The organism is Sphingomonas glacialis (genome assembly GCF_006439055.1).
GTDB lineage: Bacteria > Pseudomonadota > Alphaproteobacteria > Sphingomonadales > Sphingomonadaceae > Sphingomonas > Sphingomonas glacialis_A.
This window is the reverse complement of sequence record NZ_RCZC01000008.1, coordinates 122,306-147,116: the sequence shown is the minus strand read 5'-3', so window position 1 is coordinate 147,116 and position 24,811 is coordinate 122,306. Positions and strand designations below refer to the sequence as shown.

22 protein-coding genes are annotated in these 24,811 nt (G+C 67.3%); 8 read left to right on the top strand and 14 right to left on the bottom strand.

The window, feature by feature from the left end:
- The first annotated feature begins 72 nt into the window (after positions 1-72).
- The 3 genes from EAH76_RS20020 (at position 73) to EAH76_RS20005 (ending at position 2,980) form a co-directional block, all read left to right on the top strand.
- Complete coding sequence (locus tag EAH76_RS20020; protein ID WP_140852039.1) at positions 73-1,308, top strand: type III PLP-dependent enzyme; 1,236 nt, start codon at positions 73-75, stop codon at positions 1,306-1,308.
- A 137-nt stretch (positions 1,309-1,445) separates the two neighbouring features.
- The gene (locus EAH76_RS20010) at positions 1,446-2,489 is read left to right on the top strand and encodes a 1,9-bis(guanidino)-5-aza-nonane synthase (protein ID WP_140852037.1); all 1,044 of its coding nucleotides are present in this window, start codon (positions 1,446-1,448) and stop codon (positions 2,487-2,489) included.
- 62 nt (positions 2,490-2,551) lie between these two features.
- Positions 2,552-2,980, top strand: coding sequence for an MAPEG family protein (locus EAH76_RS20005; protein ID WP_140852036.1), 429 nt, complete (start codon positions 2,552-2,554; stop codon positions 2,978-2,980).
- Between the two features lies 1 nt (position 2,981).
- Here the strand turns inward: EAH76_RS20005 and EAH76_RS20000 are convergent, their stop codons facing one another.
- The 12 genes from EAH76_RS20000 to EAH76_RS19945 form a co-directional block, all read right to left on the bottom strand.
- A complete protein-coding gene (locus EAH76_RS20000; RefSeq protein ID WP_140852035.1) occupies positions 2,982-4,874 on the bottom strand; it encodes an XrtA/PEP-CTERM system amidotransferase in 1,893 nt (630 codons plus the stop codon).
- Positions 4,874-6,361, bottom strand: coding sequence for an exosortase A (xrtA, locus tag EAH76_RS19995; RefSeq protein WP_241659809.1), 1,488 nt, complete (start codon positions 6,359-6,361; stop codon positions 4,874-4,876). Before xrtA ends, EAH76_RS20000 begins: the two co-directional genes overlap by 1 nt.
- Before the next feature lie 58 nt (positions 6,362-6,419).
- Positions 6,420-7,628 carry a TIGR03087 family PEP-CTERM/XrtA system glycosyltransferase gene (locus EAH76_RS19990; protein WP_140852033.1) on the bottom strand — a complete coding sequence of 403 codons (1,209 nt, stop codon included), beginning with the start codon at positions 7,626-7,628 and terminating at the stop codon, positions 6,420-6,422.
- Positions 7,628-8,701 carry a FemAB family XrtA/PEP-CTERM system-associated protein gene (locus EAH76_RS19985; protein ID WP_140852032.1) on the bottom strand — a complete coding sequence of 358 codons (1,074 nt, stop codon included), beginning with the start codon at positions 8,699-8,701 and terminating at the stop codon, positions 7,628-7,630. Before EAH76_RS19985 ends, EAH76_RS19990 begins: the two co-directional genes overlap by 1 nt.
- Positions 8,698-9,555 (bottom strand): XrtA system polysaccharide deacetylase, encoded by an 858-nt coding sequence (locus EAH76_RS19980; protein ID WP_140852124.1) that lies wholly within the window; start codon positions 9,553-9,555, stop codon positions 8,698-8,700. The genes EAH76_RS19985 and EAH76_RS19980 overlap by 4 nt, the downstream gene beginning before the upstream one ends.
- Positions 9,556-9,559: 4 nt before the next feature.
- Positions 9,560-10,972, bottom strand: a complete 1,413-nt coding sequence (locus EAH76_RS19975; protein ID WP_140852031.1) for an XrtA/PEP-CTERM system-associated ATPase — start codon at positions 10,970-10,972, stop codon at positions 9,560-9,562.
- Positions 10,973-11,011: 39 nt separating this feature from the next.
- On the bottom strand, positions 11,012-12,640 hold the full coding sequence (locus EAH76_RS19970; protein WP_140852030.1) for a hypothetical protein: 1,629 nt from the start codon (positions 12,638-12,640) through the stop codon (positions 11,012-11,014).
- Complete coding sequence (locus EAH76_RS19965; protein ID WP_140852029.1) at positions 12,637-13,572, bottom strand: AAA family ATPase; 936 nt, start codon at positions 13,570-13,572, stop codon at positions 12,637-12,639. Before EAH76_RS19965 ends, EAH76_RS19970 begins: the two co-directional genes overlap by 4 nt.
- Positions 13,569-15,092, bottom strand: coding sequence for an XrtA system polysaccharide chain length determinant (locus tag EAH76_RS19960; protein WP_140852028.1), 1,524 nt, complete (start codon positions 15,090-15,092; stop codon positions 13,569-13,571). Before EAH76_RS19960 ends, EAH76_RS19965 begins: the two co-directional genes overlap by 4 nt.
- Positions 15,093-15,105: 13 nt before the next feature.
- Positions 15,106-15,750 carry an XrtA/PEP-CTERM system exopolysaccharide export protein gene (locus EAH76_RS19955; RefSeq protein WP_140852027.1) on the bottom strand — a complete coding sequence of 215 codons (645 nt, stop codon included), beginning with the start codon at positions 15,748-15,750 and terminating at the stop codon, positions 15,106-15,108.
- 104 nt (positions 15,751-15,854) lie between these two features.
- Complete coding sequence (locus EAH76_RS19950) at positions 15,855-17,081, bottom strand: pyridoxal-dependent decarboxylase, exosortase A system-associated (RefSeq protein WP_140852026.1); 1,227 nt, start codon at positions 17,079-17,081, stop codon at positions 15,855-15,857.
- Positions 17,078-18,577: an AMP-binding protein gene (locus EAH76_RS19945; RefSeq protein ID WP_140852025.1), complete on the bottom strand. Its 1,500-nt coding sequence runs from the start codon at positions 18,575-18,577 to the stop codon at positions 17,078-17,080. The genes EAH76_RS19950 and EAH76_RS19945 overlap by 4 nt, the downstream gene beginning before the upstream one ends.
- A gap of 127 nt (positions 18,578-18,704) precedes the next feature.
- On the opposite strand from EAH76_RS19945, the gene EAH76_RS19940 reads away from it, so the two are divergent.
- Genes EAH76_RS19940 through EAH76_RS19930 form a run of 3 tightly spaced genes read left to right on the top strand, consistent with a single transcriptional unit; the run spans position 18,705 to position 20,453 of the window.
- Positions 18,705-18,977, top strand: coding sequence for an acyl carrier protein (locus EAH76_RS19940; protein WP_140852024.1), 273 nt, complete (start codon positions 18,705-18,707; stop codon positions 18,975-18,977).
- A gap of 49 nt (positions 18,978-19,026) precedes the next feature.
- Complete coding sequence (locus tag EAH76_RS19935; RefSeq protein WP_140852123.1) at positions 19,027-19,698, top strand: hypothetical protein; 672 nt, start codon at positions 19,027-19,029, stop codon at positions 19,696-19,698.
- Positions 19,686-20,453, top strand: coding sequence for a hydrolase 1, exosortase A system-associated (locus EAH76_RS19930; protein WP_140852023.1), 768 nt, complete (start codon positions 19,686-19,688; stop codon positions 20,451-20,453). Before EAH76_RS19935 ends, EAH76_RS19930 begins: the two co-directional genes overlap by 13 nt.
- 109 nt (positions 20,454-20,562) lie before the next feature.
- Here the strand turns inward: EAH76_RS19930 and trxB are convergent, their stop codons facing one another.
- Positions 20,563-21,528 (bottom strand): thioredoxin-disulfide reductase, encoded by a 966-nt coding sequence (gene trxB, locus EAH76_RS19925; RefSeq protein WP_140852022.1) that lies wholly within the window; start codon positions 21,526-21,528, stop codon positions 20,563-20,565.
- 100 nt (positions 21,529-21,628) lie between these two features.
- A complete protein-coding gene (locus EAH76_RS19920) occupies positions 21,629-22,009 on the bottom strand; it encodes a VOC family protein (RefSeq protein ID WP_140852021.1) in 381 nt (126 codons plus the stop codon).
- Positions 22,010-22,184: 175 nt separating this feature from the next.
- Here EAH76_RS19920 and EAH76_RS19915 point away from each other — a divergent pair, with 175 nt between their 5' ends.
- Complete coding sequence (locus EAH76_RS19915; protein WP_140852020.1) at positions 22,185-22,634, top strand: hypothetical protein; 450 nt, start codon at positions 22,185-22,187, stop codon at positions 22,632-22,634.
- A gap of 500 nt (positions 22,635-23,134) precedes the next feature.
- On the top strand, positions 23,135-24,796 hold the full coding sequence (locus EAH76_RS19910) for a ShlB/FhaC/HecB family hemolysin secretion/activation protein (RefSeq protein ID WP_140852019.1): 1,662 nt from the start codon (positions 23,135-23,137) through the stop codon (positions 24,794-24,796).
- The last annotated feature ends 15 nt before the right edge of the window (positions 24,797-24,811 follow it).

Below are 24,811 nucleotides of genomic sequence, written 5' to 3'. Positions count from 1 at the left end.
TGCCCCATGGGACTTCCAACCGCAAGGCAGTGTTTTCGTGAACTTGTCTGCGGACATTGGAGGTCCCTTGAATTGCACAACCTACATCGCGCGCTGGGGTTAGCGACCACCCCTTCGACTGCCGTCACCGGCATCGACATCGCTAAGCAGAAGCCGGTTCAGCCGGTTACGCTCGTTCGTCCGCACGCTGCTGCGCGTGCGGCCCGGTTCTTCGCGGAGAAGTTCCCGGGTCGCTCGATGTATGCGGTCAAGGCGAACCCCTCGCCGGATCTGTTGAAGATCCTGTGGGACAGCGGAATCACGCATTACGACGTGGCCTCGATTGCCGAAGTGCGGCTGGTGGCGTCCACGCTGCCGGACGCGACCCTGTGCTTCATGCACCCGGTCAAGGCACCCGAGGCGATCCGTGCGGCCTATTTCGACTATGGCGTGAAGACGTTCTCGCTCGACAGCGTGGAAGAGCTGGAGAAGATCGTCGACGCGACCGATGGCGCCGAGGACCTGACGCTGTGCGTCCGCCTTCGCGTCTCGTCGGAGCATAGCAAGCTGAGCCTCGCCTCGAAGTTCGGCGCAGCACCGGGCGAGACCAAGGAACTGCTGTTCCGCGCTCGCCAGGCGGCGGATGCGCTTGGCATCTGCTTCCATGTCGGTTCGCAGGCAATGACGCCCGAAGCCTATTCGAACGCGCTCGAGCGTGTCCGCGCGGCGATCGTCGACGCAGCGGTGACGGTCGACGTGATCGATGTCGGCGGTGGGTTCCCCTCCTCCTATCCGGGGATGGAGCCGCCTCCGCTCGAGCGCTATTTCGAGACGATCCACCGCGTGTTCGAGTCCCTGCCGGTCAGCTATTCGTCCGAGCTGTGGTGCGAGCCCGGCCGTGCGCTGTGCGCCGAGTACAGCTCGATCGTGGTGCGCGTCGAAAAGCGCCGTGGCGACGAGCTCTACATCAACGACGGCGCCTATGGCGCTTTGTTCGATGCAGCGCATATCGGCTGGCGTTTCCCGGTGGAGTTGCTGCGCGAGCCCGAGAGCCGCTCGAAGGACATGCCGTTCAGCTTCTACGGCCCGACCTGCGACGACATGGACCATATGGTGGGGCCGTTCTACCTCCCCGCCGATGTGAAGGCCGGCGACTATCTCGAGATCGGGATGCTCGGTGCCTATGGTTCGGCGATGCGCACCGCGTTCAACGGCTTCGGTTCGGACGAGACGGTGATCGTCGGCGACGAGCCGATGGTGTCGCTGTACGGCGAAGAGGTTTATGGCGAAGAGCAGCCAGAGGTCGCTTCGAACGTCGTCACGCTGTAACATCGGTTGAGTATTGCGGGACCTCCTCCCCTCCCGCTTGCGGGAGGGGTCGGTGGAGGGCCTGTACGAACCGGGGACGCGGCCTCACGCCCCTCCCCTAACCCCTCCCGCAAGCGGGAGGGGAATAAGGAAGCACTATGAACGACATGACCAACCGCAAGGCCGAGCTCCTCTCGACCACCGTCGAGCATATCGACATCACCAAGTTCGACGCGCGTCCGATCGTCGACGCGATGAAGAAGATGAGCTTCACCAGCCGCGACCTCGGCCGCGCGACCGACATCTACAACCAGATGCTCGCCGACAAGGATTGCTCGATCTTCCTCGTCATCGCAGGTTCGACCTCGGCTGGCGGCTGCATGGACCTCTATGCCGAGCTGCTGCGCAACAACATGATCGACGGTGTCGTCGCGACCGGCGCGTCGATCGTCGACATGGATTTCTTCGAGGGCCTCGGCCACAAGCATTACCAGGCGCTCGAAGTGCCCGACGACGACACGCTGCGCTCGCTGCTGATCGACCGGATCTACGACACCTATATCGACGAAGAGCAGCTCCAGGATTGCGACCACACGATCCTCGAGATCGCCAACTCGCTCGAGCCGCGGCCCTATTCGAGCCGCGAGTTCATCCGCGAGATGGGCAAGTATCTCGTCGAGAGCGGCAAGAAGGAGAACAGCCTCGTCAAGCTCGCCTACGAGCATGACGTGCCGATCTTCTGCCCGGCGTTCGTCGATTCGTCGGCGGGCTTCGGTCTGGTCAAGCATCAGGTCGACCGCGCCAAGGAGGGCAAGCCGTACATGGTGCTCGACGCGATCGCCGACTTCCGCGAGCTGACCGACATCAAGATCAAGGCGGGCACCACCGGTCTGCTGATGATCGGCGGCGGCGTGCCGAAGAACTTCATCCAGGACACCGTCGTCTGCGCCGAGATCCTCGGTCATGACGACGTCCAGGTTCACAAGTACGCGGTGCAGATCACCGTCGCCGACGTCCGCGACGGCGCCTGCTCGTCCTCGACGCTGCAGGAAGCGGCGAGCTGGGGCAAGGTCAACACCGGCATCGAGCAGATGGTCTTCGCCGAAGCCGGTTCGGTGATGCCGCTGCTGGCATCGGACGCCTATCACCGCGGCCTGTGGAAGGACCGCGTCAAGCGTCGCTGGGGTGCCAGCTTCGACTGATCGCGTTGCATACAGCAATGAAGTGAGGCAGCCTCCCCCGAGCAATTGGGGGAGGCTTTTTCATGCACAGCGAGATTCTGAAACCGGTCGTGGCGTTGATCGCCTGGTCGCTGGTGATGCTGCTGTGGATGCTCGCCACCCGCCTGCCAGCGATGAAGGCATCCGGGATCGATATGGCAACGCTGGTCGGCACCAAGGCCGCCGATGCCGATCGCGGCCTGCCGCCCAAGATCCAATGGATCGCGCACAATCACAACCATCTGACCGAACAGCCGACGCTGTTCTATGCGGTGTGCGGGGTGATCGCGCTGACCGGCACCGGCGACGGTTTCAACGCGTGGATCGCCTGGGCCTATGTCGGCTTCCGCGTCGCGCACAGCATCTGGCAGGCGACGGTCAACAAGGTGTCGGTGCGCTTTGCGTTGTTCCTCGGATCCTCGCTGGCGCTGGTCGCGCTGACGCTCCACGCGGCGATCGCGGTGTTCCGCTAGATCAGCCGAACAGCCGCGCCATCGAGCGCTCGAGCATCACCAACTGCCACAGCGTGCGCCCATGATCGGCGCGGCCGCTGCGATGATCTTCGGCGAGCCGCGCGATCGTCGCGGCGTTGAACCAGCCCGTTCCTGCGAGCACGCGCGACGACACCAGCCGAGCGGCCTCGTCCGCAAGGGGGCCGCGGAACCAGGCGCTGATCGGTGTCACGAACCCCATCTTCGGGCGATACAGGATGTCCTTGGGCAGATAGCGCTCCATCGCCTTTTTGAGCAGCCACTTCCCCTGCCCGCCGCGCAGCCGCATCCCCACCGGCAGCTTGGCGGCAAACTCGATCAGGCGATAATCGAGCAGCGGCTCACGTGCCTCGAGGCTCACCGCCATGCTGGTGCGGTCGGCCTTGGTCAGGATGTCGCCGGGCAGCCAATGCTGGAAATCGGCATATTGCGCGCGATCGAGCGCGTCGCGCGCCGGCGCATCGCGCATCGATCGGACATAGCGATCCTCGGCGCGGTGCCCGCCAAGCGCCGCCCTGGCAGCATCGGTGAACAGCGCCGCGCGCAAAGCCGGCGTCGTCACCCCGACCGAGCGGGCATAGCCCTCGGCGCCATCCTCGGCGAGCGCGAGCAGCGTCGTCTTGGCGCGTAGCGGTCGCGGCGCCCAGTCGGCCTTGGGATACCAGCGGCCGAGCGTGCCGAACACGTTGCTGCGGACCGACGCTGGCACCAACCCCCGTACGCGCTCCTCGGCCGCCTGGAACTTGTACCGACGGTAGCCGGCAAACGCCTCATCGGCGCCATCGCCCGACAGCGCGACCGTCACGTCCTCGCGCGCCAGCTCGCACACCCGATACGTGGCGAGCGCCGAGGCATCGGCGAACGGCTCGTCGAAAGCATGGACCAACGTGTCGATCAGCGAGAAATCGTCCGCCGCCACTACCCGCTCGCGATGCTGCGTGGCGAAACGCTGCGCGATCTCGTTGGCATATTTGCGCTCGTCGAGGCTGCTTTCGTCGAAGCCGATCGTGCACGTCCTGACCGCGCCGCGCGAGGCTTCAGCCATCAGCGCGACCACCGCCGAGCTGTCGACCCCGCCCGACAGGAACGCGCCGAGCGGCACGTCCGACACCATCCGCGAAGTCACCGCCTCGCGCAGCAACGCGGTCAGTTCCTCCTCGAGCGCCTTGACCGACCCGGTCGCGCGCCGCGAGAAATCGACGTCCCACCAACGCGACGGCGCAGGCACCGGCTTGCCGCGCTCGATCAGCAGCGAGTGGCCGGCGGGCAGCTTACGGACCCCGGAGACCAGACAGGCATCATCAGGCACATAGCCGAACGCCAGATAATCCTCGACCGCGCGAATGTCGGGCACGCGGCGCACCAGCGGATGCGCGAGTAGCCCCTTCAACTCCGACGCGAACGCCACCGCGCCATCGGCCAGCTCGACATAATGGAGCGGCTTCACCCCCAAGCGATCGCGCGCAAGAAACAGGCTCTGCCGCCGCGCATCGTGGAGCGCGAAAGCGAACATACCGTTGAGCCGGTCGAGCATCGCCGGTCCCCACGCCGCCCAGCCATGGAGCAGCACTTCGGTATCGCCCGCGGTGACGAACACCGCACCCATCGCCTGCAACTCGGCGCGCAGTTCGGCGAAATTGTAGATCTCGCCATTGTAGGTGACGGTCAGCGCGCCGTCCTGGCTCGCCATCGGCTGCGGCGAGCCCGCGACGTCGATGATCGACAGCCGCCGATGCCCGAGCCCCACACCCGGCGCGGTCCACACGCCCGAACCATCGGGCCCGCGATGCGCCTGCGCGTCGGCCATCGCCTGGATCCGCGCGGGATCGACCGGCTTGGGGGTCGCGGGATAATAGAGACCGGCGATGCCGCACATCAGCGCGACATCCCGGCAGCGCGATCGGCGAGGCGGTCGATCGGGCCGAGCGCCGCGATGAAACGCGTCATCGCCGCGCGCGGATCATGCCCCGGCACGACCTCGGCCGAGACGTGCACCGCCACCGCACGCTGCGGCCCACCGAGCAGCTTGGCTTTCACCGTTTCCAGTTTCACGATCGGTCCCTTGGTCGTCAGCGCATCGCCGACACGGTACCACGTTACGATCTGCCGCTCGACCGGGCCAGGGGCGCTGACGCGAACCACCGAGCCGCCTGCAAGATCGGGCAGATCCTCGACCCGCAGCCAGACATCGTCCTCCCGGATCGGCCCGACCCCGAACGCGACGAGCTCCTTGCCCTCCTGCTGGCTGCCATAGACCGCGATCGCGAGATCGACCGCATCGCCCGCAGCGTCGGCATAGCGCCCGAACAGGAAATGGTCCGCGCCCGGATAATGCGGCGACCAGACCGCGCGCGTGCTCGTCGGGATGCGGTGCCAGCCGGCAACCTCGGGAAGCGCGATTTCCGCCGGCAAGGTCTGCGCCCGCCCGGCGATCACGCTCGACCAAGCCGGAAACACCGCCGCCATCGCCAACACCAGCACTCCGGCGACCAAGGCATCGAGCCGCAACCGCGGAACGCTTTGCAGCTTTGCCGGATCGAACACCGGCGCATCAGGCGCGCGATCGAACCAGCGCCAGCCGATCGCCAGCGTCGCCGCCATCACCAGCCCGAAGAACACCCAGCCATAAACGATATGATCGAACCCCGTCGCCTGCTCGACCGAGCTATGATAGGCCGCAAAGATCGTCGCGAACGCGCGCACGCCGTTGGCGAGCACCGGCACGACGATCGACACCAGCATAAACAGCGCCCGCCTTCCCCACGACACGAAGCAGACATTGGCGACGAGCGTGCCGTACGCGATCATCGCGATCACGAACTTAGCCCCCGAACACGCCTCCGCCACTTCGAAATAGCCGTTGGGGATCGTGATCAGCACGCCATCGACCTGCGCGGGAACGCCGAACAGGTGGAGCAGCGGCATCGTCATGCCAACGGTGAGGCGCTGCAGCGGCTCCTCGAGCCCCTCGCCGAACGGCACGAGGAAGACGGCGTAGGCCAGCGGAAAGAGCAATGCGCGCCCGACATTGGGGCCGAGCAGCGTCACCACCGCCCCCTGCAGCATCATGACGATCCCGAGATGCCGCGCGAGCGCGACGCCGCCGGCATCGCCGAGCAGCCAGCCGAACCCGCCGAGCGCGACGATCGCCAGCCCCGGCGCCCAGGCGACCGGCGCGATCTGCGCGAGCTCGACGCGCCGCTGCCAGACCAGCCAGGCGAGCACCGGGGTGATGAACAGGCAATGCCCGAAGGTCGTGCTCGTCCACCAGATCGTCGTCAGCGCGGCGACATCGCTGCGGAACAGGGCGAGCAACACGACCGCGACGACCGCCAGGATCGCCGTCTGCCGCCGCCAGAGCATGGCGAATGGCACCCGCGAGGAAGCGGACGCCGGCGTGGGCATCGCGAGCGTCACCGCGTCAGGCCGCGGTGCGGTGCGGCGGCGCCTCGACGCCGATCCCGAGGATCGCATCGAGTGGCGCGAGCCGCGCGTTCCAGCTGTATCGCGCCTGGACCCGCGCGCGCCCGGCACGGCCCAGGTGTGCCGCCGCTGCGGGATCGTCGAGCAAGGCGATCACCGCATCGGTGATTTCGCCCGCCGTCTCGCCCACCCGCAGCGTATCGGCATGATCGATCCCCTCGGCCGCGGCGCGCGACGCGACCACCGGCCGCGCCATCGCCATCGCTTCGAGCACCTTGTTCTGGATCCCGCGCGCAAGCTTGAGCGGCGCGACCACCACCGCGGCGGCGGCGAGCCAGCCGCGCACATCGGTGACCTCACCGGTGACGATCACGCCGGGCTGCCGGGCGAGCGCCTTGACCGCCTCGCTCGGCGCGCGCCCGACGATCGCGAACTGCGCCTGCGGAAAGCGAACGCGGATCTGCGGGAAGATCGTCTCGGCGAACCAGCTCACCGCTTCGATATTGGGGCGATAATCCATCTGGCCGGTGAAGACGATCAGCGCATCGATCGCGTCGATCTGCTCGAACGGGGCGTCGGGCGCGAACATCTCGGTATCGATGCCGTTTTCGACGACCTGCACGCGCTCCGCCCCGCTACGCTCCCGGAACAGCTCGGCCTCGGCTTCGCTGACGAACAGGCTGGCGTCCGCGCGCCCGGCGATCGCGCGTTCATACTGGAACAGCAGGTTGGCCTCGCGACGCATGACCCAGGCCATAGGGCCACGGCCTTCGCTCGCATAGGCGGCGAACTTGGCCGAATCCATGTCGACGAAATCCATGATGACCTGCTGCCGCGGGCGCGCTGGCAGATATTGCGCCATCTGGCTCGAAAAGACGTAGATCGTGTCGATCGCCTCGCGTGCGAGCAACGCCGCGACCGCGCCGCGCACCGCACTACTGTCGAACGCGGTGAGCGAGATCGGCTTGCGCGTCAGCAGTGCCTCGATCGAGGCGCGCAGCCGCGACTTGGCGCGCCAGATGACCGAGGCGTGGCCCGTCATCTCCGTCGGCGCCTTGCCGGCGAGGTCGCGCGGATCGTCGGCAAAGGCGATCAGATGCACGCGTTTGCGCGCCGACAGGTATTTGAGGATGTGGAACCCGCGGATCTTGTCGCCGCGATCGGGCGGGTACGGCACGCGGTGTCCGAGAAAGAGGATATCCCCCATCAGCCAAGGCCGCGCGAAATGTGCGGGCCAAGCTGGTTCGCGACCCACAGCGGCAGCTTCTTCCACAGCTCGACCTTGCGCGAATAGCGCGGATCGAGCGGGTTGATCTCGCGCGCCTCCGTGCCGACCGCGGCCCGCTTGCCATAGGGCAGCGGGACTCCCTCGAAGCCCCAATTCTTCTTGAACGCGGCAGGCCCAGTCCCGGCCTTCGAGCGCCCGAAATCGAAGCGCGTGCAGCCACGCGACCGGGCGTGTGCCATCAGCGCGAAATACATCCGGTCGTTGGCGCGAAGCCCGCGCGCGGCGTGCGTGCCGCCACCCCAATAGGGATAGACGGTGCCGTTGAAATACAGGCTGAGCACCGCCGCGACGGGCTGGCCGTTCGCTCGGACGGTGAGGATGTCGGCATCGTCGCCGAATTTGTCGAGCACCGCGCGGAACAGTCGCTTCGGGAATACCGGCGTGCCGAGGTTGCGCACCGATTCGGCATAGACCGCGTAATGCGCCGCGCGGTCGGCAGGCGCGCGGCCGACCGACACCTCAAGATCGCCGTCGAGCGCCTTGCGCACCTCGGCGCGCTGCTTGCGCGGGATCGCGAGCAGCTCGTCGGCATCGCTCGCCGCAAGGTCGCGCGCGAAGCCGAGATAGGTGGTCGTATCGGTCTGCCAGCCCTCCGCCGGGATCGGCCCGCCGCGCAGCTCGAGCGTCGGGCAGCCGAGCCGCTCGGCCAGCGCCCAGGCGGCGTCGGCAAGCGCCGGGATCGCCGCCGCGTCGGCCGCGAGGATACCCCCGCCGACCGCGAAACCGTTCGACACCAACGCCTTGCCGAACAAAGGCGAGCGCACTTCGGTCAACGGCAGCACGCCGACGATCGCCCCATCGGCATGCTCGGCGACGAGCGTGTGGCTGGTCTGCCCACAGCCTTGCGCGACGCCGAGGCTCCACGCCGGCAGATGGAACGGCGTCGCCTGCTCATGCGCCCGCACGAAGGCATCGAGCCGCGCGCGCTCGTCGCCAGCCCGGAGGTCGATCGCCCCGACGCCGACCGGCATCGCGAGCAACGGCACCGTCATGCGACGGGCTCGCGCGCCCGTACCGGCAGGTCGAGCGCTGCGACGACGGCGTCCATCCGGCCCCAGTCATGCCGGCCGATCAGCCCGCGCAGCTTGCCCGCCATCGCGCCGAGCCGGCTGTAATGCCGCAGCTTCGATTTCGCGGGCGCATTGGCGACGCGCGGCTGGCCGGGATCGATCTCCCACGGATGGAAATAAAAGACCGCCGGCTGCGCCGCACGGCTGACCTGGCGCACCGCATGATCGGTGAGCGCTGCCGGGAAAAGCCGGAAGAAGCCGCCGCCCGTCGCCATCCGGCGCTGGCCGAATTCGGCGACCGTCACCGGCACTTCGATCAGCGGCGCATCGGCGAGCGGGCGGAAGGCGTAGCGCGAGGCTTCGGGCCAGCCGTAATGATCGTGGCGAAGCGGCGCGACGCTCGACGAATAGGCATAGCCCTCTTCTGCCAGCACGTCGTAGGCCCAGGGCGTGCGCGCATCGATCGAGAAGCTCGGCGCGCGATAGCCGGTCACCGCGACCCCGGCGGCATCCTCGAGCGCGGCGCGCGCGCGGCCGATGTCGGCGCGGAAGCGCGCGGCGTCGAGCGTGAAGACACGGTCATGGTCCCAGCCGTGGCTCGCGATTTCATGCCCCTGCTCGACGATCCGGCGGATCAAGGCGGGATAGCGCTCAGCCACCCAGCCGAGCGTGAAGAACGTCGCCTTGACGCCGGTCTCGCCGAACAGGGCTAGCACCGCATCGGTATTGCGCTCGACGCGCGGCGTCAGCGAATCCCAGTCGCGCTTGTCGATCACCGTCTCGAACGCACCGACCTGGAACCAGTCCTCGATATCGACCGTCAGCGCGTGGCGCATCGGCTCAGTCCTCGTCATGCGGCATGGCTAGGCCCGGTGCCTGGCCCGATTCCGCCCAATCGACGAGCAGCTTGAGCACGCGCCGCAGGGCGAGATCCTGCTCGTCGACACGCGCGGTCAAATCGGCGATCTGCTCGGCGAGCGCCGAGTCGGGAGCGTGGTCGGTCGCGGGGGCTGGCACGTCGTGAGCGGCGGGCGCCCAGTCGGCTTCCTCGATCTCCGCGACGTGCGGCGCAGGCGTTTCCTCGGCCGGCTCCGCAACAGGCTCGCTGACCGCAAGCACGACCGGATCGGGCGCGTGCAGCTTTTCGAGCTCTGGCTCTGGTTCTAGTTCTGGTTCTGGTGCTGGTTCTGGTTCTGGTTCTGGTTCTGGTGCTGGTTCTGGCTCGGACTCTAGCTCGGGCTCGGGCTCGGGCTCGGGCTCGGGCTCGGGCTCGGGCTCCGATTCCAGATCGGGCTCGGGCTCTAGTTCTGTTTCCGGCTCGGGCGGCGCAACCGGATCCGAGTGCGGCACGGCCGGCGCGTCGGGTTCGGGCACCAGGCTCGGCACCGGTTCGGCGACCAGCGCCGCGCGCTCGGGGATCGCGATCGGCTTCACGCCGGGCATGTCGCCCGCGATATCGGCGAGCACAGTCGCCACCGCATGCGCGTCGATCGTCTCGAGCTGCTCGATCGCGGCATACAGCAGGACCCGCCCGGCCAATTGGTTGAGCCGGCGCGGTACGCCATCGGTGCCCTCGTAAAACGCTTCATAGGCATCGTCGGTGAAGCCCGGTCGCCCGTCCCACCCCGCAACGCCGAGGCGATGGCGCATATAGGGCTCGACCTCGTCGCGCTCCATCGGGTCTAGGTGATGGACCGCAATGACGCGCTGGCGCAGCTGTTCGAGCCGGTCGGACCCGTGCAACCGCTCGCGGAACTCGGGCTGGCCAAGCAGGAAGATCTGCAGCAGCGCATGGCTGCCGGTCTGGAAGTTCGAGAGCATGCGCAGCTCTTCGAGGCTCGACACGGGCAGCGCCTGCGCCTCATCGACGATCAGCAGCGTGCGTCGCCCGGCGCGCGCGGTCGCGCGCAGCCCGCGCTCGATCGCGACGAGCAATTGCGCCTTGGTCAGCCCGTCGCTCTCGATCTCGAGCCCGACCGCGACGATCCGCAGCAGATCCTCGGCCTCGATCTGCGTCGAAACGATCTTGATGACGTGGAGACGCGTCGCATCGACCGTGTCCATCAGATGGCCGACGAGCGTCGTCTTGCCCGCGCCGACATCGCCGGTGATGACGATGAAGCCCTCGCCCTGCGCGAGGCCATAGCCGAGATACGCCATCGCCTTGCGATGCGTCGCGGTCTCGAACCAGAAGCGTGGGTCGGGCGTCAGCTGGAACGGGCGACCGCGCAATCCGTAATAGTCTTCGTACATGCTGCTATCCCCGCAATGACAGTCGTCCGCCCGTGCGTTTTAGAATTGATACCGTACACCCACTTGCCCCGTCGCCGAAACCTGGTCGGCAAGCCCGCTCTGGCTGAACGAATAGAGGCCCGCCGACGCGCTGGTGCCGATCCGTCCGAAATTGTGGTAATAGAGCGCGGTCGCGGCGGCGCTGGTTACGCCCGACGCGTCGGGGATCCCGCTGTCGTAATAATTGTAGATCAGCGTGCCGTTGATCCCCGAGTCGCGCGTCAGCGGCACGTTGGCGAAGGCCTGCGCATAATAGCTCTGGTCGCTGACGCCATTGATCGAGAAGGCCGCATTGGTCTGGTCGGGCGCGAGGAAGCGGCGGTTCGAATAGCCCGCGCCCACGCCGAGATTGAGCTTGCCGCGCGTCGCCGAGATCACTGCGTCGATGCCGCGTGCCCGGTACGCCGAGGTCGAGATCGACTGGAACGCGCCGTTGAGGCACCCGCCCGCTCCTGCGCCTGCCGCGCCGAAGGTGCAGCCGCCATATTGCTGGGTGAACGCGGTGCGCTGTTGCAGGAACGACGTCGGCAATCCGGCCAGGCTGTTGCGCAGCTGCCCGCCAAAGGTCTCGACCGCGTCATAGACATCGGCATTGACCGAGATCGAGCGTGTCGCCGCGTAGCTGAGCGTGCCGTAATAGGTCATTCCGCCATAGCGCCGCCCGACATGCCCCTGGACCGTCGTGCGCGACGACGGACGCCAGATCACGCCTGCGTCATAGATCAGGCCGTCGGTTTCATACGCGATGCGCTGCGGCGAGGCGGGGTCGGTCTTGAACCGCCCGTTATTGTCGAGCACCGGCACGCCATTGGCGTCGAGCAGGGCGTCGCGCTGCTTCACCTGCAAATTCTCATAGCCCACGCCCGCAGTGAGCGCGACCGTCGGCGCGACCGGCGCGACGAAATCGGCGCGGACGATCTTGTCCTCGAACTTCTGGTCGAGCTGGTTCGCGGTCTCGCGGTCATACGCCGCCGAGACGTTGACGCCGACGGGCAGCACCGTGCCCGGCTTCACGCCCGCGCTGACGTTGACGGTATGGCTTTGCGAACTGTCGAACACATCGAGCCGCGGGCTCCCCGTGGCGACCCCGGTATTCCCCGGTGACCCCGCCTTGGTATAGCCGTAGCGATAGCTCGCCGCGACGCCGACCGGACCGACATGCGCGGCATAGCTCGGCCCGACATAGCCCGAGAACACCTGGCTGATATTGTCGCGCCGCCCGACCTGCGCGATCGGCGCGGCACCGCGGATGTCGGTGCGCGTCTGCGTCGCGAGCAGGCCCGCCTCGACGCTGAGATTGGGCGCGACGCTTATGCTGCCGCGCGCGAGGCCGTTGTGCAGATCATCGTCGCCGACGCGCTTGGCGTAGGAGAAATGCCGCTCATAGCGATAGCTGACCTGCAGCTGCGTGCGCGGCGTCTGGACCGACGCCTCGACCCCGCCCGCGACCGTCGTATAGGTCAGGACGTCGTCGTTCGTGAGGTCCGCCGTGACGATCTGGCCGATCTCGATATAGGGCGAGATCCGTGTTCGGCGTTGCTCGTCCTGCGCCTGCGCGGGCGCGGCTGCGATCAACGCGGTCAGCGCGGTCCCGAGCAATAAGGCGGTGGAGCGGATGCGGCACATCATGACGCGTCTTCCTGTTGTCCATAATAGCTGCCGAACCGTCGCCCCCCCGGAGCGAACGATACGGCGTTGAGGAGAAGTTGGATGTCTTCGCAGCCGTCGAGCAGATCGACGGCTTCGCGCAGCTCGCCGTCGCCGGTGCGATCGGCGCGCACGACGAGCATCACCTGCCCGGCATGATGCGCGAGCGCGGCGGCGGGCGATGCGGCGAGCACCGGCGGCGAATCGAAGATCAGCACGCGCCGCGGATCGGCGGCGAGCAGTTCGGCGATCAGCTCGCCGGTACGCGCGCTCGCGACGAGCTCGGTATCGGCGTTCGACTTGGTGCCGCACGGCAACAGGCTGAGATGCTGAATATCGGTGCGCACGATGCAGCTCTCGAGCTCGACCTGCGGATCGGCGAGCGCATCGAGCAGCCCCCGCCCCTCGCTGAGCCCGAGCCGCGCCATCACGTCGGGCTTGGCGAAATCGGCGTCGATCAGCAGGATCTCGAGGTCACGCTCGGCCGCCATCGAAATGGCGAGGTTGAGCGCGCAATAGGTCTTGCCGTCATCGGGCTGCGCCGAGGTGACGAGGATCGTCCGCGACAGATCGCCCGCGCGGACGCGCACGCCGCGCGCGGTCGTCAGCAACTGGCGCTTCACCAGCCGGAATTCCTCGACCAGCGCACCGATCGGCGCGCCGGGCACGAGCATCCCGCGCTCGGCGAGCAAGGCGCGATCGATCTTGACCTCGCTGCCCGGCCGCGGAACCGTTCGCGGCTTGGCGACCGGTCGCGCCTCAGGCTTGGGCGAGGCCACCGGCGCGGCGGTTGGCGCCTCCGCCGTTGCCTCTTCCGGCACGTCGTCGAGCGGACGGATGCGGTCGTTGAAATCGTAGCGGCTCGCCGCCTGTTCGAGCAGCGAAGGACGCTTGCGCGGTGTCGGATCGCTCATGCCGCCAATCCCCGCTGAAGCATCTCGACCCCGAGCAACCCGACATAAGCGGCGCCGAGCGCGCCTGTCCCGCCGGCGAAATAGGCCAGCATCCGCCGCCGGTGCGCAATCTCCGCCTTGGTCACGATCGCGCCGATCGAACCCAGCACCGGCAGCCCGGTCGCCTTTTCGAGCCGACCCGCGGTCGCAAAGGTCGTCTTGAACTGCGCCAGCCCGAACGCGACCGCCACGCCCGCCCCCAGCGCGACGATCAGCACGCCGGTCAGCAGCAGCGGCCGGTTCGGCGATGCGGGGACGCGCGGCGCGGTCGGCGGATCGATGACGCTGAACTTGATCGAATCGGTCTGGCTCTGTGCCTGGCCGCGCAGCTTGATCGCCTCGCGATCGGCGAGCAGCTTGGCGTAGCCGTCCTTCATCACCTGATAATCGTTGTCGATCTGCGACTGCTGCGCGGCGACCGCCGGGTCGCCGGCAAGCTTGCCGTTGATCGCATCGAGATCGTGCTGCAGCTGCGCCTTGCGGGCGCTCAGCGCTGCGACCTGCGCCTGCTTGTCGGCCTGGATCGAGCGCAGCCCGACATAGGCCGGGTTCGACGCCGCCGCGGCGCCACCGCCGCCGACCATCGGTTCGCTCCGCGCCGCCGCCTGTGCCGAAGCCAGCTGGCTGCGGAGCGCGACTACGTCGGGGTGGTTCTCGGTATAGCCGCGCGCGCGCGCATCGGCGAGTTGGCCCTGGATCGCATTGAGCCGTGCGCGTGCGGGACCGGCGCTTGCCGCACTGCCCGCCATGCCAGGGATGTTGGCCGGGGTGCCCGCCATCTGGCCGTTGACGACGGACAGCGCCGATTGCGCCGCCGCAAGATCGCTGTCGACCTGCGCCATCGCCGAACGCGCCGCGCCCATCCGGTCGGTCAACGAACCCGACCCCGGCAGGCTGCCGAGATAGCGGTTCTGGAAATCGGCGCGCTTGGCGTCGGCATCGGCGAGCTGCTTCTGGCGCTGATCGAGCTGCGCATCGAGGAATTTGAGGCTCGAATTGGTCTCGTCGCGGTCACCCGACAGATTCTGCTCGACGAACAGGTCGATCAGCTTCTGGACGATCTGCGCGGCGACCTTGGGGCTCGATGCGCTCGCGACGATCTCGAACAGATTGTCCTGCTGCGCGGTGATCTTGATCGCCTTGGACAGCGTGCTGACACGATCGGCGACGTCGCGATCGGTCTTCACAGTGTTGGCGAGATCGGTGCCACGCACGACCTTTTCGAGGTTGACCGCCGAGGTCAGCGTCTGGCGGATCGTATCGACGTCCTTCTGCTGGTCGGCGGCGGTGATCCCCACCGCGCTCGGCAGGATCGTGTTGAGCTGGACGAACACGCGCGCACGCGATTCGTAGCTGTTGTGCAGTTGCGCGACGACCGCCCAGCCGAGCACCGCGACACCCCAGGCGACGCCGAGCGCGATCCAGCGCCGCATCCACATGGTGTGCAGGATGATCTGCACTTCGGTTAGGAAACCACTCATCTCCCCACGGCCCCTAGAACATGCTCTCGGGGATGATGATCACGTCGCCGGGTTCGAGCCGGACGTTCGCGCGGCTGTCGCCATCCTTGAGCAGGCGCGACAGCTTCAGATTGTATTCGACCTGCTTGCCGGTCTCGCGATTGTAGCGGACGAGCTTGGCGCGGTTGCCCGCGGCATATTGGCTGAGGCCCCCGACCGAAATCATCGCGTCGAGCAGCGTCATATTGGCGCGGTACGGGATCGAGGCGGGCTTCGCCGTCGCCCCGACGATGCGGATCTGCTGGCTGAAGGTTCCGCTGAAATTCTCGACGATGACCGAGACGATCGGGTCCTTGATATATTCGCCGAGCGCGATCTTCATGTCGTCGGCGAGCATCCGCGGCGTCTTGCCGACCGCGGGCATGTCGCTGATCAGCGGTGTGGTGATCCGGCCGTCGGGGCGGACCTGCACCTTCGACGAGAGCTCGGGGTTGCGCCACACGAAGATGTTGAGCTGGTCGAGCGGGCCGATGATATATTCCTCGCCCGGCTGTTCCTGCCCGGCGACGAAAGCGGCCTGCGGCAGTTCCGGACGGCTCGCGGTCGTGCAGCCGGCGAGCGCGAGCGCACTCGTACCGACGCTCAAGAGCCCGCGAACTGACTTAGAAAAACGCTGCATGCATACCTCCCGCCGCTTCGTGTTGCCGACCCGCGTCACGTCTGACCCCGGCGAGCAAGCTACGGCTATTCCACTGCTATGATGCGGAAGGGGTGAATATACCGTTAGGAATGCCGTGCGAGGATTTCCAGCGGCATAGGATGCCCAAGAAACGCCGTCGGGCTCGCGCTCACCCCGTAGGCGCCGGCCATGAAAACCGCAACCAGATCACCAACTTGCGCGACCGGCAGTGTGACGCGGTCGGCGAGGCGATCGAGCGGGGTGCACAGCGGCCCCACGACGCTGAGGGTCTCGGTCGGCGCCTCCGCGGCGGCGGTGGCGACGCTGACGGGATAGTTGCGCTTGACCACGGTTCCGAGATTGCCGGTCGCCGCGAGCTGGTGATGCAGCCCGCCATCGACGACGAGGAAAGTCTCGCCACGGCTCTCCTTTCGGTCGACGACGCGGGTGAGATAGACGCCCGCCTCGCCGACCAGCCAGCGCCCGAGCTCGATCGCGAAGCGCGTGTCGCGCAAGGCGGCGCTTCGATTGGCGCGCGTTTCCGAAAGCGCCTCGCCGATCACGGCGATGTCGAGCGGAACCTCGCCCGGAAAATACGGGATCCCGAATCCGCCGCCGAGATTGACCAAGGGCGGCATGACGCCGATCTCCTCGGCGAGTCGCCCGGCCAGCGCCATCGTCGCCGCCTGCGTCTCGATGATCGCCCTGGCGTCGAGCGCCTGCGATCCTGCGAAGATGTGCAGCCCGCGCCAGTCCGCGCCGGCCGCGATCACATCCCGCGCGACTGTCGCCGCACGATCCGCGTCGATCCCGAACGGCGAGGCGCGGCCGCCCATCCGCATCCCCGATCCGCGCAACTCGATCTCGGGATTGACGCGAATCGCCAGCCGCGGCGTGACGCCGAGCCGATCGCCGATGCCGAGCGCGCGCGTCGCCTCGCCCGCCGATTCGAGGTTGATCGTGACGCCCGCCTCGATCGCCGCGGCGAGCTCGTCGTCGCGCTTGCCAGGGCCAGCGAAGCTGATCGTGCGCGCCGGTTTATCCGCCGCAAGCGCCATCGCCAGTTCGCCGCCCGAGGCGATGTCGAAGCCATCGACCAGCGGCGCCATCGCCGCGAGCAACGGCGCGAACGGATTGGCCTTGATCGCATAGTGCAGGTCGATCCCGGCAAAGGCCGCGCGGAATCGCGCGATCCGCGCTTCGACCGCCGCCATGTCGTAGACGAACAGCGGCGTATCGCCCGCCGTCGCGACCCAATCCGCGGCGCTGCGCCCGGCTATGGTCAAAGGAGTCCCGGCAAAGTCGGCAGGGATCGTTCCCATCGGTTTCATGACGTCAGATCCGCTTTGATCGCTGCCCGGTCGAGCTTGCCATTGGCGTTGCGTGGTAGTTCCGTCCGCCATTCGTAGCGCAGCGGCTGCTGAAAGCTCGGCAGATCGCGCCGCAAGCGCGCCCGCAGCTCGGCCTCGCGCGTGCCATCACCGCGCGCCACCACGACGATCGCCTGGCCAAGCCGCGGATCGTGCACGCCAAGCGCGACCGCCTCGACGGTCTCGCCGCCGGCCACCACCGCCTCCTCGATTTCGGTCGGGCTGATGCGGTTGCCCGCGCTCTTGATCATCTCGTCGTCGCGCCCGACGAAGCGGAGCAGCCCGTCACCGTCCATCACCACGGTATCGCCTGACCACACCGCCATCCCGCCCGATACCGACCAGGCCGGCGCGAGGCGGAAGCGCTGCGCGGTCCGCTCGGCATCGCGCCAATAGCCCTGCGCCACCAGCGGCCCGGCATGGACGAGCTCACCCGAATCGTCCGCCCCGGCCTGCGTCCCATCGGGGCGGACCACCATCACCTCGGCAAAGGGAATCGCGCGGCCGATCGAATCGGGATGCGCGGCGACCAGTTCCGGCGCGAGATAGGTCGAGCGGAACGCCTCGGTGAGCCCGTACATCGGGTACAGATCCGCCTGCGGGAAACGCGTCCGCAACCCGGCAATGAGTGGCGCGGTCAACGCCCCGCCCGAATTGGTGAGTCGTTTCAAACGGCTTGCCACGGCATCCGGCCATTCGCTCTCGAGCAGCTGGACCCATAACGGCGGCACCCCCGCCAGCGTCGTCGCGCCGACGCGCTCGACCGCCTTCACGACATCGCGCGCCGTCAGATAGTCGAGCGGCGCATAACTCGCGCCCGCCGCCCAGGTCGAGAAGAGCTGGTTCTGGCCATAATCGAAACTGAGCGGCAACACGCCGAGCACGCGGTCGTCGGGCGTCAGCGCGAGATAGTGCGCCACGCTGATCGCGCCGAGCCACAGATTGGCGTGGCTGAGCATCACGCCCTTGGGACGCCCGGTCGATCCGGACGTATAGAGGATCGCGGCGAGCGTATCGGGATCGCCGGACGACGGCGGCAGCGCATCACCCGCACTTACATCCGCTTCCAGAAAGCTCACGCAGCCATCTGGAATATCGCCCTTTTCCAGCGTCTCAAGCCTGCCCGCCTGCGTCAGCAGCGCAGACGCACCGCTGTCGGCCAGGATATGACCGACCTGCGCGCGCTTGAGCATCGGGTTGATCGGGACATGCACCAACCCAGCCCGCGGTGCCGCCAGCGGCAACACGCACGCCAGCCGCGTCTTGGGCAACCAGCTCGCGACCCTCGCGCCCGGCGCATAGCCTTGCGCCGCCAGCCATGCCGCCACTTCGCCGGTCAGCCGCTCCAGCCCGTCGAAATCGAGCTTGCCCGCGCGGTCGATCAAAGCCACCGCGTCGCCGCGCCCACATCCGGGCAGCGTATCGATGGGCCGAGGGATTGGGTCGAGCACGGACATGCCCCCTGATAGCGCACGCGGCCTGCCTGTGAAGAGCCGGCACTGGGCCCGCACGGGGCGCGCTCTTGGCATAAGCGGGCCCAGTCTCTATCGCGGCGCAACATAACGGCTAGAACCGGGGCTCCTTGTGCTTCCAGATGATTACGACCAGATCGATTCGACCGTCCGCGCGACCTTGCGCGACGTGCTGGGGCTGAGCGAGGCGCGCGCCGCTTCGCTCACCGCCGACACCGCGCTGTTCGGTGCGTTGCCCGAGCTCGATTCGATGGCGGTCGCGGGGCTGTTGACCGAGATCGAGGAGCGGCTCGGCATCCTGATCGAGGATGACGAGGTCGATGGCGAGATGCTCGAAACCTATGGCAGCCTCGTCCGCTTCGCCGCGGCCAAGACGCCGCGATGACGGCAACCGCTTGATCGGCTCGTACGAAACGCGCCGCGGCCGCGAGGCCATGCTGCGTTTCGGGCCGGCGATGGGGCCAGTGGCGGTGGTCGTCCTGCCACTGTTCGAGGAAGCTAATCGCGTCCGCGCGCTTGCGGCGGCAATCTGTCGCGCGCTTGCGCGCCGCGGCATTGGCAGCCTGCTTCCGGACGTGCCGGGCCAGGGCGAAAGTCGCGTGCCGCTCGAGCAGTGCGGCCTCCCCGATTTCAGCGATGGTATCGCGGATGCGGTGAAGCAGAATTCGGATACTTCCCGCCGCTGCTACAGCGTGGCGATCCGCAGCGGCGCGCTGCTCGACAGGACGGCCGCGGTGCACGGTCGCTGGCAGCTGGCGCCGCAAGATGGTGCGAGCCTGCTGCGCGACCTCAAGCGGATCCGGCAAGCCGCTCGGCCTGGAACGCCTCTTGGCGACCGATGGTATCAGGACGGCGACGCACCAGTGGAGATTGCGGGGAACCGCATCGCGCCAGATCTGCTGACCGCGCTCCCGCTTTCGAAGCCGTGGGGCCGCGAGAATGGCGGGGTGGTCCGCACGGTGCGGCTCGAGACCGACACCCTGCCCGCCGACCGCCACGTCGCCGGCACACCGCTCTGGCGCCGGGCCGAACCCGACACCGACCCCGCGCTCGCCGCGCTGCTGGCGGACGACATCGCCGACTGGATCGCGCGATGCGAAGGGTGATCCGCTTCGCCTGCGCCGGCGATACGCTGTACGGGACGCTCGATGCGGCATCGGGCAAAACTGGCCTGCTGATCGTCTCGGGCGGCAATGAGATCCGCATCGGTGCGCATCGCGGCATGGCGTTGCTCGCGCAGTCGCTCGCCGCGCGCGGGATCCCGGTGCTGCGCTTCGACCGGCGCGGGATCGGCGATTCGACGGGCACGAACGGCGGTTTCCTGTCGTCGGGCCCCGATATCGGCTGCGCGGCGGCGACCTTCAGCGCCGAGGCGGGGATCGAGCGGCTCGTCGCGTTCGGCAATTGCGACGCTGCGACCGCACTCGCGCTGTTCGGCGCCACCGCGGGGATCGACCGGCTGATCCTCGCCAACCCCTGGGTGATCGAGCAGCAGGACGACCTGCCCCCCGCCGCCGCGATCCGCGCGCGCTATGCGGCGAAACTGAAAGAACCCCGCGAATGGCTGCGACTGGCACGTGGCGGCGTCGATTTACGCAAGCTCGCCAGCGGGTTGGCGAAGGTTGCTCAGCCGCAGGCAGAGGAGCCCGACAGCCTCGCGCACCGGCTATCGGCGGCCTTGTCGGCAAGCCGGCTCGACACGACGATCCTGCTGGCGGCGCGCGACAATACCGCGATCGCGTTTCGCGAAGGCTGGGATGGCCCGGTCGCGATGTGCGACACCGACAGCCACAGTTTCGCGCATCAGAGCGACGCAGCATGGCTGGAGGAGCAGATCGCCACGGCAGTGATGCGCGCCTAGATTCGGGTCGCCCCCCGACATCGTCACCCCGGGCTTGTCCCAGGTTCCACCGGGCCGCGCATGTTGCCCGTTCAGATCCTGAGGCCGGGGTGACGAAAATGGACGAACCTTATTCCGCCGCCTCGGCCAGTTCGAACTCGGCCTCGGCCAGGAACTTCTCGGCATCGAGCGCCGCCATGCAGCCCGTCCCAGCCGCGGTCACCGCCTGGCGGTAGATCTTGTCCATCACGTCGCCGCACGCGAAGACGCCCGGCACGCTGGTCCGCGTCGAGCCCGTCTCGACCCAAAGGTAATGATCCTCGTCGAGCTTCAAATGCCCGCGGAACAGCTCGGTCGCGGGATGATGCCCGATCGCGACGAAGCCGCCCTCGGTGTCGAGCCGCGACTTTTCGCCCGTGACGGTATCGATCAGGTCGATCGCCACGAGCCCGGCATTCCCGCCACCATCGACGAACTGGTCGACTTCCTTGTTCCACAGGACGGTCACGCCCTTGTGCGCGAACAGCCGCTCCTGGAGGATCCGCTCGGCCCGCAGCGTGCCGCGGCGGTGGATCAGCGTCACGTCGGGCGAATGGTTGGTGAGGTAGAGCGCTTCCTCGACCGCGGTGTTGCCGCCGCCGATCACCGCGACCTTCTTGCCGCGATAGAAGAAACCGTCGCACGTCGCGCAGGCGCTGACGCCCTTGCCCTTCAACGCTTCCTCGCTGTCGAGCCCGAGCCATTTGGCCTGCGCGCCCGTCGCGATGATCAGCACCTCGCCTTCATAGACGTCGCCGCTGTCGCCGGTCAGCCGGAACGGGCGCTGCGACAGGTCGACCGCGACGATCGTGTCGTACATCAGCGTCGTGCCGACATGCTCGGCCTGCTTCTGCATCTGCTCCATCAGCCACGGCCCCTGGATGACGTCGGCGAAGCCGGGATAATTCTCGACATCGGTCGTCGTCATCAGCTGCCCGCCGGGCTGGATGCCCTGGACGAGGATCGGCTTCATCCCGGCGCGCGCGCCGTAAATGGCGGCGGAGAGGCCGGCGGGCCCCGAGCCGAGGATCAACATGCGCGTGTGATGGGTGGTCATGATGGCTTTCGTCCTGTCGGCCCGTCGCCGCTAGGGGAGCGACAGGCCGGCCAATGAGATGGGAGGTCCCGCCCGGCGCGCAAGGGCGCGCCGGGTGACATCAGGCAGGCATGCGGTACAGGCCGCACAGCTTGTTGCCCGCGGGGTCGCGCAGATAGGCGAGATACAGCTTGGCGAAGCCGGCATCGCGAATGCCGGGATCGTCCTCGACCGCGGTGCCGCCCGCAGCGAGACCGGCGGCATGCCACGCATCGACCTGCTCGGGCGACGATGCGGCAAAGCCGATCGTGCCGCCATTGGCGTGGCAGGCCGGCGCACCGTCGATCGGCTTGGTGACGAGAAAGCGCCCGCCGGCGTGATCATAGACGAGCCGGCCATGGCTGTCGGCCGCGGGCTTGGCGCCGAGCACGGCGAGCGTTGCGTCGTAGAATGCACGCGACGCCTCGAGATCGTTCGATCCGACCATGATGTGGCTGAACATGGGATGCTCCATAACTGGGCCGCGCCCTGTGCAGCGGCATCACGCCGCGGCTAGCGCATTTGCCTCGGTCACGAAAGATGCCCGTTCGACCAGAGCGTCTGCGCCGCCGCAAAACGCGCGTCCGCGCAAACGCCGCTTGTCGCGCCGCCCGCGACCGCCGTATCGCCGATTGCTTATGCTCAGCCAGCTCGAACAGGTCAGCGTGAACTTGGCGGCCGCACGTGCGCTGCGCGCAGAGGGCGTGGCGTATCGCGAGATCGGGCGCCGCCTGGGGCTGACGACGAGCCAGCTCGGCCATATCCGCCGTACGCTGAAGCGCGAAAAAGCCGGGCAGACCCGGTTGCAGACGACGATGCCGGGAGCGACGGCGCGTGACCTGTCGGTCGGCCGGTCGGCCTTGCCAGCAGGACTGCGCCGCATCCTCATGACCGCAGGCTATCGTACACTCGGGGCGCTCGCCGACCGGGTCGCCGATGTGGACCAGCCCGGACTGGAGTCGATGCCAGGTCTCGGGCCGTTTCGCATGGGGCTGATCCGGGCCGTGTTGGACCAATTCGGCCTTAACGCTGGACCGAGCGATCTGCAGGCGGAAGTCGAGAAGCTGTTTCCCGACTTGCGTGATTAGCCAGCGCTGCGCGGGGGATGGGGCCCAAGGCCCCTTCGGTCGCGATCACGAAACAGCGGCTAACCCACTCAATAGAATGAAAAGACATATGAGCCGAAGTTCCGTGAGACCTTGCGCGTAAATATCGCATTCCACAAAATAACGCGTAATATAAAATTGGTTCCCGTTTTCGCGACCAAACACTTTGAAAACACGACAAATAAATATGTGCCGTTTCGGTGCCTTTCTCATGTTCCGCAACACATTCAAAATGCTCGTAAATTTCACGGTCCGAAATTATTAAGCATATTACGATTTATAATTAACATATGTTATGCATAATTGTTACTATCATAAGTGAGATGATCACCTACATTTGTAACATCAGCCTGCCCGATTTAAGATCGCTCACTTGACGATCACGGGCACCGGCCGACGGCGATATTTGCGCTGATTTGCCCCCTCTGCTCGCTGCGAGTGGCGGCAAGTGGACCCCTCCGCAGCTGTTCGAGGTGGTTTACGTGAAATTACGTTTCGTCGGCGTCCTGTTGGTCGCCACCAGTCAAGGTGCGCTTGCGCAATCCACGCTAGCCGGGGGCCAGCTCCAGCAAATCCCGCCCGCTCCGGTCGCACCGCGGGTCGAGCCCGCCATCACGCTCGCCGCCCCACCGGTCGCGCCCGACACTGGCCCGGTCGGGGCCAGCATCACCGTCGCCGCGCTGCGCATCACCGGACAGACGCGCTATAGCGAAAAGGCCTTGATCGCGGTCGCCGGCTTCACCCCGGGCAGCCAGCTCACGCTCGCGCAGTTGCGCGCGATCGCAGGCAAGATCACCGCCTTCTACAACGACCACGGTTACTTCCTCGCGAAGGCGTATCTGCCCGCGCAGGATATCACCGGCGGTCAGGTCCAGCTCGCGGTCATCGAAGGCCAATACGGCAAGATCGCGCTCGAGAATCACACCAACCTAGCGCCCAGCGTCGCGCATCGCATCCTGAACGGGCTCGACGAAGGCGACATCGTGCGCAGCGCCCGGCTCGAACGCCGACTGCTGTTGCTGTCCGACGTGCCTGGCGTGCGCGTCAAATCGACGCTCTCGCCCGGCGCCGCGGTCGGCACCTCGGACCTGCTCGTCGATCTCACCTCCGCCCCGCGGATCACCGGCAGCGTCGAGGCCGACAACGCCGGCAACCGCTATACCGGCGCGTATCGCTTCGGCGGGTCGCTCAACCTCAACAATCCGACCGGGCTCGGCGACATGGTCAGCCTGCGCGTGCTCGCCTCGACCGGCGGTCTCGCCTACGGGCGCGCCGCCTATCAGGTGCCGCTCGGCAATCTGACGCTCGGCGCGTCCTATTCGCATATCCGCTACGAGCTCGGGAAGGAGTTCAAGAGCCTCAACGCCGACGGCACCGCCGACATCGCGAGCCTCTACGCCAGCTACCCGCTGATCCGCTCGCGCGACGCCAATCTGTATCTGCTCGCCGGGTTCGATGCGAAGAAGTTCCGCGATCGCGTGCGCCTCACCAATTCGCAATCCGATCGCAAGAGCCGCGTGCTGACCGGCGGCTTCACCATGGACTCGCGCGATCGCTTCGGCGGCGGGGGCAGCAACAGCGCGTCGTTGATCTACAGCCACGGCACGCTCGACATCGAGACGCCGCTCGACCGCGCGCTCGACGCGACGACCGCGCGCACGCAGGGCAAATTCAACAAGCTCGCGTTCAGCGCGGCGCGGCTGCAGTCGATTGCTGGCCCGCTGTCGCTCTATGGCACGGTCCGCGGCCAGTTCGCGTTCGACAATCTCGACAGCTCGGAAAAGATGGAATTGGGTGGCGCCTACGGCGTGCGCGCCTATCCCGAGGGCGAGTCGTACGGCGACCAAGGCTATGTCGCCACTGCGGAGGCGCGGCTCGGACTCAGCCAGTGGCTGCGCTCGGTGCCCGGCCAGTTCACGGCGATCGGCTTCGTCGATGTCGGCGAAGTGCAATACGCCAAGAACCCGTGGTTCACCGGACCCAATACCTCGCACCGCAGCGGGATCGGGGGCGGGCTGACATGGGCAGGCCCCGAACGGATCTTCATCACTGCCAGCTATGCGCACAAGCTCGGCGGCCAGCGCGCCACTTCGGCGCCAGACCGTCCCGGCCGCGCCTGGGTCCAGCTCGTCAAGCAATTCTGAACGCCGCGCGCCATT

Excerpts from the sequence above, each read along its gene's own strand:
- EAH76_RS19915 (WP_140852020.1), top strand. The coding sequence starts at position 22,185 with ATGCTCAGCCAGCTCGAACAGGTCAGCGTGAACTTGGCGGCCGCACGT.
- EAH76_RS19930 (WP_140852023.1), top strand. The coding sequence starts at position 19,686 with ATGCGAAGGGTGATCCGCTTCGCCTGCGCCGGCGATACGCTGTACGGG.
- EAH76_RS19950 (WP_140852026.1), bottom strand. The coding sequence starts at position 17,081 with ATGAAACCGATGGGAACGATCCCTGCCGACTTTGCCGGGACTCCTTTG.
- EAH76_RS20005 (WP_140852036.1), top strand. The coding sequence starts at position 2,552 with ATGCACAGCGAGATTCTGAAACCGGTCGTGGCGTTGATCGCCTGGTCG.
- EAH76_RS19955 (WP_140852027.1), bottom strand. The coding sequence starts at position 15,750 with ATGCAGCGTTTTTCTAAGTCAGTTCGCGGGCTCTTGAGCGTCGGTACG.
- EAH76_RS19920 (WP_140852021.1), bottom strand. The coding sequence starts at position 22,009 with ATGTTCAGCCACATCATGGTCGGATCGAACGATCTCGAGGCGTCGCGT.
- EAH76_RS19990 (WP_140852033.1), bottom strand. The coding sequence starts at position 7,628 with ATGGGGGATATCCTCTTTCTCGGACACCGCGTGCCGTACCCGCCCGAT.
- EAH76_RS19970 (WP_140852030.1), bottom strand. The coding sequence starts at position 12,640 with ATGATGTGCCGCATCCGCTCCACCGCCTTATTGCTCGGGACCGCGCTG.
- EAH76_RS19960 (WP_140852028.1), bottom strand. The coding sequence starts at position 15,092 with ATGAGTGGTTTCCTAACCGAAGTGCAGATCATCCTGCACACCATGTGG.
- EAH76_RS19975 (WP_140852031.1), bottom strand. The coding sequence starts at position 10,972 with ATGTACGAAGACTATTACGGATTGCGCGGTCGCCCGTTCCAGCTGACG.
- EAH76_RS19965 (WP_140852029.1), bottom strand. The coding sequence starts at position 13,572 with ATGAGCGATCCGACACCGCGCAAGCGTCCTTCGCTGCTCGAACAGGCG.
- EAH76_RS20010 (WP_140852037.1), top strand. The coding sequence starts at position 1,446 with ATGAACGACATGACCAACCGCAAGGCCGAGCTCCTCTCGACCACCGTC.
- EAH76_RS19935 (WP_140852123.1), top strand. The coding sequence starts at position 19,027 with ATGCTGCGTTTCGGGCCGGCGATGGGGCCAGTGGCGGTGGTCGTCCTG.
- xrtA (WP_241659809.1), bottom strand. The coding sequence starts at position 6,361 with ATGCTCTGGCGGCGGCAGACGGCGATCCTGGCGGTCGTCGCGGTCGTG.
- trxB (WP_140852022.1), bottom strand. The coding sequence starts at position 21,528 with ATGACCACCCATCACACGCGCATGTTGATCCTCGGCTCGGGGCCCGCC.
- EAH76_RS19945 (WP_140852025.1), bottom strand. The coding sequence starts at position 18,577 with ATGTCCGTGCTCGACCCAATCCCTCGGCCCATCGATACGCTGCCCGGA.
- EAH76_RS19980 (WP_140852124.1), bottom strand. The coding sequence starts at position 9,555 with ATGCGCCACGCGCTGACGGTCGATATCGAGGACTGGTTCCAGGTCGGT.
- EAH76_RS19985 (WP_140852032.1), bottom strand. The coding sequence starts at position 8,701 with ATGACGGTGCCGTTGCTCGCGATGCCGGTCGGCGTCGGGGCGATCGAC.
- EAH76_RS20000 (WP_140852035.1), bottom strand. The coding sequence starts at position 4,874 with ATGTGCGGCATCGCCGGTCTCTATTATCCCGCGACCCCCAAGCCGGTC.